General features: G+C 64.9%; 5 protein-coding genes and 4 tRNA genes. All 9 read left to right on the forward strand.

The window, feature by feature from the left end; all coding sequences use genetic code 11:
• The first annotated feature begins 1 nt into the window (after position 1).
• Entirely contained in the window at positions 2 to 3,139 is a 3,138-nt protein-coding gene (locus AC07OQ_RS16170; protein WP_495054152.1) for an efflux RND transporter permease subunit, read from the forward strand.
• 139 nt (positions 3,140 to 3,278) lie between these two features.
• Positions 3,279 to 3,365, forward strand: a tRNA-Leu gene (locus AC07OQ_RS16175).
• Positions 3,366 to 3,388: 23 nt separating this feature from the next.
• Positions 3,389 to 4,702, forward strand: coding sequence for a trigger factor (gene tig, locus AC07OQ_RS16180; RefSeq protein ID WP_495054153.1), 1,314 nt, complete (start codon positions 3,389 to 3,391; stop codon positions 4,700 to 4,702).
• Between the two features lie 118 nt (positions 4,703 to 4,820).
• Positions 4,821 to 5,429 carry an ATP-dependent Clp endopeptidase proteolytic subunit ClpP gene (clpP, locus tag AC07OQ_RS16185; RefSeq protein WP_495054154.1) on the forward strand — a complete coding sequence of 203 codons (609 nt, stop codon included), beginning with the start codon at positions 4,821 to 4,823 and terminating at the stop codon, positions 5,427 to 5,429.
• 111 nt (positions 5,430 to 5,540) lie between these two features.
• Positions 5,541 to 6,809 (forward strand): ATP-dependent Clp protease ATP-binding subunit ClpX, encoded by a 1,269-nt coding sequence (gene clpX, locus AC07OQ_RS16190; RefSeq protein ID WP_495054155.1) that lies wholly within the window; start codon positions 5,541 to 5,543, stop codon positions 6,807 to 6,809.
• 86 nt (positions 6,810 to 6,895) lie between these two features.
• Entirely contained in the window at positions 6,896 to 9,319 is a 2,424-nt protein-coding gene (gene lon / locus AC07OQ_RS16195) for an endopeptidase La (RefSeq protein ID WP_495054156.1), read from the forward strand.
• A 159-nt stretch (positions 9,320 to 9,478) separates the two neighbouring features.
• Positions 9,479 to 9,554: transfer RNA gene (locus AC07OQ_RS16200), tRNA-Gly, on the forward strand.
• Between the two features lie 79 nt (positions 9,555 to 9,633).
• Positions 9,634 to 9,707, forward strand: a tRNA-Cys gene (locus tag AC07OQ_RS16205).
• 10 nt (positions 9,708 to 9,717) lie between these two features.
• A tRNA-Gly gene (locus AC07OQ_RS16210) sits at positions 9,718 to 9,790 on the forward strand.

The following is a 9,790-nucleotide window of genomic DNA, read 5'->3' on the forward strand; positions in this document are numbered from 1 at the left end:
CATGAGCACGACGCACAAGGCCCCGACGGCCTCCCGCTTCAATGTCTCGCGCTGGGCGCTGGAGCATCCGGCGCTGACCCGCTATCTGATGGTGGTGCTGATGGTGATGGGTTTCGCGGCCTATTTCCAGCTGGGGCAGGACGAGGACCCGCCGTTCACCTTCCGCGCCATGGTGATCCAGGCCTACTGGCCGGGCGCCACGGCCCAGCAGATGGCCGAGCAGGTGTCCGACAAGATCGAGAAGACGCTGCAGGAGGTGCCCTATGCCGACAAGATCCGCACCTTCACCAAGCCCGGGGAATCGCTGACGATCCTGCAGCTGAAGGACAACTCGCCACCCAAGGAAGTGAGTGACGTCTGGTATCTGGTGCGCAAGAAGATCGGCGACATGCGCAGCACCCTGCCGCAGGGCGTGTTCGGCCCCTTCTTCAACGACGAATTCGGCGATGTCTACGGCTCGATCTTTGCGCTGTCGGCCGACGGCTTCTCGCGCGAGGAGATGCGCCAGCAGGCCGAGCGCATCCGCGGCGAGCTGCTGCTGGTGCCCAGCGTGGCCAAGGTCGAGATCTTCGGCGTGCAGGCCGAGAAGCTCTTCATCGAGGTGTCGCAGAAGCGGCTGGCCGAGCTGGGCCTGGACTTCAACCAGGTGATCGGCCAGCTCGGGGCCCAGAACGCGGTGGAGGGCGCCGGCGTGCTGGATGCCCATGGCGGCAATCTGCAGGTGCGCGTGCAGGGACAGTTCGATTCGGTGCGGGCGCTGAAGGAGTTCTCGATCCGCGGCGTCAATCCGGCCACCGGTCAGGCCAGCAGCCTCAAGCTGGGCGATATCGCCGAGATCCGGCGCGCCTATGTCGATCCGCCGACGGTGATGGTGCGCCATCAGGGCAAGGACGTGCTGGCGCTGGGCGTGTCGATGGCCAAGGGCGGCGACATCATCGCGATGGGCAAGGCGCTGCAGGCCGCGACGGCGCGCATCCAGAAGGAGCTGCCGGCGGGCCTGGAGATGTCGCAGATCCAGGACCAGCCTCAGGCGGTGTCGCGCTCGGTCAACGAGTTCGTCCATGTGCTGGTCGAGGCGGTGGTGATCGTGCTGGCGGTCAGCTTCATCTCGCTGGGCCTGCACACCCGGCCGCTGCGCATCGACATCTGGCCCGGGCTGGTGGTGGCGATCACGATCCCGCTGGTGCTGGCCATCACCTTCGTGACCATGTTCTATTGGGGCGTGGGCCTGCACAAGATCTCGCTGGGTTCGCTGATCATTGCGCTGGGCCTGCTGGTGGACGACGCCATCATCGCGGTGGAAATGATGGTGCGCAAGCTGGAGGAGGGCTATGACAAGATGCATGCGGCCACCTTCGCCTATGACGCGACGGCGATGCCCATGCTGACCGGCACCCTGATCACGGCGGTAGGCTTCCTGCCGATCGGCATGGCCCAGTCGACGGTGGGGGAATACACCTTCGCCATCTTCGCCGTGACGGCCGCCGCGCTGATGATCTCCTGGGTGGTGTCGGTCTACTTCGTGCCCTATCTCGGCGCCTTGCTGCTGCGCAGCCACAAGGCCAACGACGGCGAGGCCCATGAGCTGTTCGACACGCCGTTCTACAACCGCTTCCGCGGCCTGGTGCGCTGGTGCGTCGAGAACCGCTGGAAGACGATCGGCCTGACGGTGCTGATCTTCGTGCTGGGCCTGTTCGGCATGACGCGGGTGCAGCAGCAGTTCTTCCCGGATTCGAGCCGGCCCGAGATCATGGTGGATCTGTGGCTGCCGGAGGGCTCGACGATCCTGCAGAGCAAGGCCGTGGCCGAGCGCTTCGAGGCGCGCATGCTCAAGGAGCCGGGGGTGTCGACCATCAGCACCTGGGTGGGCAGCGGCGTGCCGCGCTTCTATCTGCCGCTGGACCAGGTCTTCCCCCAGGTGAACGTCAGCCAGGCCATCGTGCTGCCCAAGGACCTGGCGCAGCGCGAGGATCTGCGGCGGCGTCTGCCGGCCATCCTGGCCACGGAGTTTCCCGAGGTGCGCGGCCGCGTGAAGCTGCTGCCCAACGGGCCGCCGGTGCCCTATCCGGTGCAGTTCCGGGTCAATGGGGAGAGCCTGAGCGAGGTGCGCCAATGGGCCGACCAGGTCAAGGAGATCCTGCGCGCCAATCCGAACATGCGCGGCGTCAACGACAACTGGAACGAATCGATCAAGGCGCTGCGCCTGGAGATCGACCAGGACAAGGCGCGCGCGCTGGGGGTCACCAGCCAGAGCATCGCCCAGGCCTCGCGCACCATGCTGTCGGGCAGCACCGTCGGCCAGTACCGCGAGGGGGATCGCCTGATCGATATCGTGCTGCGCCAGCCGCTGGATGAGCGCAATGTCATCACCGACATCGGCAATGCCTATGTGCCGACCGCGAGCGGCCGGGCCATCCCGCTGACCCAGATCGCCAAGGTGACGTTCGGGTGGGAGCCCGGCGTGCTGTGGCGGGAGGGGCGCCGCTACGCGGTGACCGTGCAGGGCGACGTGGCCGAGGGCCTGCAAGGCGCCACGGTGACCGCCCAGATCTGGCCCAAGCTGCAGGAGCTGCAGGCCAAGATGCCGCCCGGCTATCGCATCGAGGTGGCCGGCGCGGTGGAGGAGAGCAGCAAGGGCCAGGGCTCGATCGCGGCTGGCGTGCCGATGATGCTGTTCATCACCTTCACGCTGCTGATGCTGCAGCTGCAGAGCTTCTCGCGCGCCATGCTGGTGTTCCTGACCGGGCCCCTGGGCATCGCCGGGGTGGCCGCTGCACTGCTGATCCTGGACCGGCCCTTCGGCTTTGTCGCGCTGCTGGGCGTGATCGCGCTGATGGGCATGATCCAGCGCAACTCGGTGATCCTGATCGACCAGATCGAGCAGGACCGCTCGCGCGGTGTGCCGGCCTGGAGCGCGATCGTCGAATCGGCGGTGCGGCGTTTCCGCCCCATCGTGCTGACCGCGGCGGCGGCCGTGCTGGCGATGATTCCGCTGTCGCGCTCGGTGTTCTGGGGGCCGATGGCGGTGGCCATCATGGGCGGCCTGATCGTCGCGACCGCGCTGACGCTCCTGGCCCTGCCGGCGATGTATGCGGCCTGGTTCCGGGTGCAGCGTCCCGCCGCCGCGGCGCGGTTCTGAACCCGGCCCCTCGAATGCGGCCCCGGGGTTTTCCTTGGGGCCGATTTCCGCTTTGGCATGCGGCTACAATCTCCGGTTTGCCGAAATGCCACAGGGCTGAGGCGGTGCTTCGTGCACCGTGGCAGCCTTGAAACCACTCGCGCGGGTGGCGAAATTGGTAGACGCACCAGGTTTAGGTCCTGACGCCTTCACGGGCGTGCCGGTTCGAGTCCGGCCCCGCGCACCATCACTTTGTTTTCTGAGTCAACTATGGCCGTTACCGTCGAAACCCTCGAAAAGCTCGAACGCCGCATCACGCTCACGCTGGCGGCCGCTGACATCACCAGCGAGGTCGAGAACCGTCTGAAGAAGCTGGCTCGCACCGTCAAGGCCGACGGCTTCCGCCCCGGCAAGGTGCCGATGAGCGTCGTGGCCCAGCGCTACGGCTACTCGGTCCAGTACGAAGTCATGAACGACAAGCTGGGCGAGGCCTTCAACTCGGCCGCCAACGAGGCCAAGCTGCGCGTCGCCGGCATGCCCCGCATCGCCCAGAAGGAGCAGGCGCCCGAGGGCGAGATGGCCTTCGATGCCACCTTCGAGGTCTATCCCGAGGTCAAGATCGGTGATCTGGCCGCCGCCGAGGTCGAGCGCGTCTCCAGCGACGTGACCGACGAGGCGATCGACAAGACCGTCGAGATCCTGCGCAAGCAGCGCCGCACCTTCGCCCAGCGCGCCGCCGCCGAGGGCGCGGCCGAGGGCGATCGCGTCACCATCGACTTCGAAGGCAAGATCGACGGCGAGCCCTTCGCCGGCGGCAAGGCCGAGGCCTTCCAGTTCATCATCGGCGAAGGCCAGATGCTGGAAGCCTTCGACGCCGCCGTGCGCGGCATGAAGGCGGGCGACTCCAAGACCTTCCCGCTGGCCTTCCCGGAGGATTACCACGGCAAGGACGTGGCCGGCAAGGAAGCCGACTTCCTGGTGACGGTCAAGAAGATCGAGACGCAGAACCTGCCGGAGGTCAACGAGGCCTTCGCCAAGGGTCTGGGCATCCAGGACGCCACGGTCGAGGCGCTGCGCGCCGACATCAAGAAGAACCTGGAGCGCGAGGTGAAGTTCCGCGTGCTGGCCCGCAACAAGGGCGCCGTGATGGACGCCCTGGTGGCCGCCGCCGAACTGGACGTGCCGAACGCCCTGATCGCCAGCGAGACCGAGCGCATGGTCGCCGCCGCCCGCGAGGACCTGAAGAAGCGCGGCGTCAAGGATGCCGACAAGGCCCCGATCCCCGAGGAGCTGTTCAAGCCGCAGGCCGAGAAGCGCGTGCGTCTGGGTCTGGTCGTGGCCGAGCTGGTGCGCGCCAACAGTCTGCAGGCCAAGCCCGAGCAGTTGCAAGCCCACATCGAGGAGCTGTCGCAGAGCTACGAGAAGCCCGCCGAGGTGGTGCGCTGGTACCTGAGCGACCGCGAGCGCCTGGCCGAGGTCGAGGCCGTGGTGATCGAGAACAACGTCACCGACTTCGTGCTGGCCAAGGCCAAGATCAACGACAAGGCGCTGCCCTTCGACGAGCTGATGGCCACCGCCGGCTGATCCTCGGATCGGCCGACAGCCCAGGGCGCCGCGCCGCAAGGCCGGCGCCTTTTTCGTTGCAAGCCAAGGGCTTCGCGCAAGCGACATAATCAGGCTTCACAAGTGCATTGAGGAACTCATGAGCGCGCTGGAAACAAGCAATCTGGGCATGGTGCCCATCGTCATCGAACAGTCGGGTCGCGGCGAGCGCGCCTATGACATCTACAGCCGCCTGCTGCGCGAGCGCATCATCTTCCTGGTCGGGCCGGTCAACGACGCCGTGGCCAATCTGGTGGTGGCGCAGATGCTGTTCCTGGAGAGCGAGAACCCCGACAAGGAGATCAATCTCTACATCAACTCGCCCGGCGGCAGCGTCTCGGCCGGCATGTCGATCTTCGACACGATGAACTTCATCAAGCCCGATGTGTCGACCCTGTGCATGGGCATGGCGGCCAGCATGGGCGCCTTCCTGCTGGCGGCCGGGGCCAAGGGCAAGCGCTTCGCGCTGCCCAACTCCAAGATCATGATCCACCAGCCGCTGGGCGGCGCCCAGGGCCAGGCTACCGATATCGAGATCCATGCCCGCGAGATCCTGAAGACCCGCGAGCAACTGAACCGCATCCTGGCCGAGCGCAGCGGCCAGAGCCTGGAGAAGATCCAGGCCGACACCGAGCGCGACTATTTCATGTCGGCCGACGAGGCGCAGACCTATGGCCTGATCGATCAGGTCGTGGCCAAGCGCGGCTGAGCTTTCTCCCCTGTAACTGGAGGCCGATCGGGGGCTTTTTCGCGCGAAGCTCCCGGTCGGTGTTTGAACTATCATCCCAGCAGGCATACGCCTGAACCGTAAAGCAGATCCATGGCCGAGAAAAAAGGCAACTCCAGCGAAAAAGTCCTGTATTGCTCCTTCTGCGGCAAGAGCCAGCATGAGGTGAAGAAGCTCATCGCTGGCCCGTCGGTGTTCATCTGCGACGAGTGCATCGAGCTGTGCAACGACATCATTCGCGATGAAGTGCCGGCCGACACGCCGCAGGCACGCGCCAGCAAGTCCGATCTGCCCGTGCCCAGCGAGATCAAGTCCAGCCTGGATCAGTACGTGATCGGCCAGGACGTGGCCAAGCGCACCTTGTCGGTGGCGGTTTACAACCACTACAAGCGCCTGCGCCACATGGCCGGTGCCAAGGATTCGGTCGAGCTGTCCAAGAGCAACATCCTCTTGATCGGCCCCACCGGTTCCGGCAAGACCCTGCTGGCCCAGACCCTGGCGCGCCTCTTGAACGTGCCCTTCGTGATCGCCGATGCGACCACGCTGACCGAGGCCGGCTATGTGGGCGAAGATGTCGAGAACATCATCCAGAAGCTGCTGCAGAACTGCAATTACGATGTCGAGCGCGCCCAGCGCGGCATCGTCTACATCGACGAGATCGACAAGATCTCGCGCAAGGCCGACAACCCCTCGATCACCCGCGACGTGTCGGGCGAGGGCGTGCAGCAGGCCCTGCTGAAGCTGGTCGAAGGTACGATGGCCAGCGTGCCGCCTCAGGGCGGCCGCAAGCATCCGAACCAGGATTTCCTGCAGATCGACACGACCAACATCCTGTTCATCTGTGGCGGCGCCTTCGACGGCCTGGAGAAGGTGATCCAGAACCGCTCCGAGAAATCCGGCATCGGCTTCGGCGCGACGGTGAAGAGCAAGAGCGAGCGTCGCGTCTCGGAGGTGTTCCGCGAGGTGGAGCCCGAGGACCTGATCAAGTTCGGCCTGATCCCCGAACTGGTCGGCCGCCTGCCGGTGGTCGCCACCCTGGGCGAGCTGACCGAGGACGCCTTGGTGCAGATCCTTACCGAGCCAAAGAACGCCTTGGTCAAGCAGTACCAGCAGCTGTTCTCGATGGATGGCGTGGAACTGGAGATCCGCCCCTCGGCCCTGGGTGCGATCGCCCGCAAGGCCCTGGCGCGCAAGACCGGCGCCCGCGGCCTGCGCTCCATCATGGAGCATTCGCTGATCGACACGATGTTCGAGCTGCCCGCCCTGGACGGGGTGGCCAAGGTGGTGCTGGACGAGCACAACATCGACGAGGGTGCCAAGCCCCTGCTGGTCTATCGCGAACAGGCCAAGGCCAGCGCATAAGCTGTTTCAATCGACCGATCCCATCCAATCGGCGTCTTGTAATCGCCCGCTCAGGCTCCAGATGAGCCTGAGAAAGAGAGGTTTTCATGTCCGGTCATCCCGTTCTGCCAGCCGAACCCATTACGCTGCCGCTGCTGCCGCTGCGCGACGTGGTGGTGTTCCCGCATATGGTGATTCCGCTGTTCGTGGGGCGCCCCAAGTCCATCAAGGCGCTGGAGGCGGCCATGGAGGCCGGCCGCCAGATCATGCTGGTGGCCCAGAAGGCCGCCGGCAAGGACGAGCCCAAGCCCGACGATATGTTCGAGGTGGGCTGCGTCTCCAGCATCCTGCAGATGCTGAAGCTGCCCGACGGCACCGTGAAGGTGCTGGTCGAGGGCCTGCAGCGCGCCACCACGCAGAGCATCACCGACGGTGAGGAGCATTTCAGCGCCGAGGTGCTGCCGATCCCGCCCGAGGCCGATCCCAAGCCCGAGGTCGAGGCGCTGCGCCGCGCCGTGACCCAGCAGTTCGACCAGTACGTCAAGCTCAACAAGAAGATCCCGCCCGAGATCCTGACTTCGATCGCCGGGATCGACGATGCCGGACGCCTGGCCGACACGATCGCCGCACATCTGCCGCTCAAGCTCGACGCCAAACAGTCGGTGCTGGACCTGTCCGACGTGGCCAAGCGGCTGGAGAAGCTGCTCGACCTGCTGGAGCATGAGGTCGACATCCTGCAGGTGGAAAAGCGCATCCGCGGCCGCGTCAAGCGCCAGATGGAGAAGAGCCAGCGCGAGTACTACCTGAACGAGCAGGTCAAGGCCATCCAGAAGGAACTGGGCGACGGGGAAGAGGGCGCCGACCTGGAGGATCTGGACAAGAAGATCCAGGCCGCCCGCATGCCCAAGGAAGCGCGCAAGAAGGCCGACAGCGAGCTGAAGAAGCTCAAGCTGATGTCGCCGATGTCCGCCGAAGCGACGGTGGTGCGCAACTACATCGAGACCCTGGTCAACCTGCCCTGGAGCAAGAAGACCAAGATCAAGCACGACCTGGCCAATGCCGAAGCGGTGCTGAATGAGGACCACTACGGTCTGGACAAGGTCAAGGAACGCATCCTCGAGTACCTCGCGGTGCAGCAGCGCGTCGACAAGGTGAAGGCACCGATCCTGTGCCTGGTCGGCCCTCCGGGCGTCGGCAAGACCTCGCTGGGTCAGAGCGTGGCGCGTGCCACCGGCCGCAAGTTCGTGCGCATGGCCCTGGGCGGCGTGCGCGACGAAGCCGAGATTCGCGGCCACCGCCGTACCTATATCGGTTCGATGCCGGGCAAGGTGCTGCAGAGCCTGTCCAAGACCGGCACGCGCAATCCGCTGTTCCTGCTCGACGAGATCGACAAGCTGGGCATGGACTTCCGCGGCGATCCGTCCTCGGCCTTGCTGGAGGTGCTGGATCCCGAACAGAACCACACCTTCGCCGACCATTACGTCGAGGTCGACTTCGACCTGAGCGACGTGATGTTCGTCGCCACCTCGAACTCGCTGAACATCCCGCCGGCCTTGTTGGACCGGATGGAAGTGATCCGCCTGTCGGGCTATACCGAGGACGAGAAGGTCAACATCGCCCAGCGCTACCTGCTGCCCAAGCAGCGTAAGAACAACGGCGTGCAGGACGAGGAGATGGAAGTCACCGAGTCCGCGATCCGCGGCATCATCCGCTATTACACGCGGGAAGCCGGTGTGCGCTCGTTGGAGCGCGAAATCTCCAAGATCTGCCGCAAGGTGGTGAAGGGCCTGGCGCTGAAGACCTACGAAGGCCAGGTGCAGGTTACCGACGAGAACCTCAACGACTTCCTGGGCGTGCGCAAGTACGACTTCGGCCGCGCCGAGAAGAAGAACCAGGTTGGCCAGGTGGTCGGTCTGGCCTGGACCGAGGTGGGGGGCGATCTGCTGACCATCGAGGCCACGGCCATGCCAGGCAAGGGCAATATCCTGCGCACCGGTTCGCTGGGCGACGTGATGAAGGAATCGGTCGAGGCCGCCCGCACCGTGGTGCGTTCGCGCGCCCGCCGCCTGGGCATCAAGGATGAGTTGTTCGAGAAGCGCGATGTGCACATCCACGTGCCCGACGGCGCCACGCCCAAGGACGGCCCGAGCGCCGGCATCGCGATGACGACGGCCTTCGTCTCGGCCCTGACCGGCATCCCGGTGCGTGCCGGTGTGGCGATGACCGGCGAGATCACCTTGCGCGGCGAGGTGACGGCGATCGGCGGCCTGAAGGAAAAACTGCTGGCGGCCCACCGCGGCGGCATCAAGACCGTGATGATTCCGGAAGAGAACGTCAAGGACCTGCAGGACATCCCCGAGAACGTCAAGAACCAGCTCGAAATCGTGCCGGTGAAGTGGATCGACCGTGTGCTGGAAGTGGCGCTCGAGTCGGCGCCTCAACCCCTGCCCGAGGAAGAGGCCGCCGCACCCGTGACCGAGGCGGCCAAGCCTGCGGAGACAGACAAGACCGGGGACTCGCTGAAGCATTGAAGAGTCGAGCCGCCGAGATTCTTCGGCCGAATTGAGCGTATGTCTTGCGCAGCTCTCGAAATTCGGTATAGAATCTCTGCTTCAGCGCAAACGGCGCAAGACAGAAGAAACGCAAGTTTTGATGTCATGCGGGCAGTGCGTTGAAAGCCGAAAGGCAATGCGGGTGTAGCTCAGTTGGTAGAGCGCGACCTTGCCAAGGTCGAGGTCACGAGTTCGAGCCTCGTTACCCGCTCCAGGCATACAAATGGGAAGCCCCGGCTTCCCATTTTCATCAGCGCCACCAAATGCTGATGGAAGAAAAATTTGATTTCTAAGGCGCGGTAGCAAAGCGGTTATGCCCCGGATTGCAAATCCGGTTAGTCCGGTTCGACTCCGGACCGCGCCTCCAAGAATTCAATGCGGGTGTAGCTCAGTTGGTAGAGCGCGACCTTGCCAAGGTCGAGGTCACGAGTTCGAGCCTCGTTACCCGCT

It is taken from the genome of Roseateles sp. GW821-FHT09B06 (assembly GCF_059418245.1).

Bases quoted from the DNA above. Each gene is read 5' to 3' on its own strand.
- AC07OQ_RS16170 (WP_495054152.1), top strand. From the start codon at position 2: ATGAGCACGACGCACAAGGCCCCGACGGCCTCCCGCTTCAATGTCTCG.
- tig (WP_495054153.1), top strand. From the start codon at position 3,389: ATGGCCGTTACCGTCGAAACCCTCGAAAAGCTCGAACGCCGCATCACG.
- clpP (WP_495054154.1), top strand. From the start codon at position 4,821: ATGAGCGCGCTGGAAACAAGCAATCTGGGCATGGTGCCCATCGTCATC.
- clpX (WP_495054155.1), top strand. From the start codon at position 5,541: ATGGCCGAGAAAAAAGGCAACTCCAGCGAAAAAGTCCTGTATTGCTCC.
- lon (WP_495054156.1), top strand. From the start codon at position 6,896: ATGTCCGGTCATCCCGTTCTGCCAGCCGAACCCATTACGCTGCCGCTG.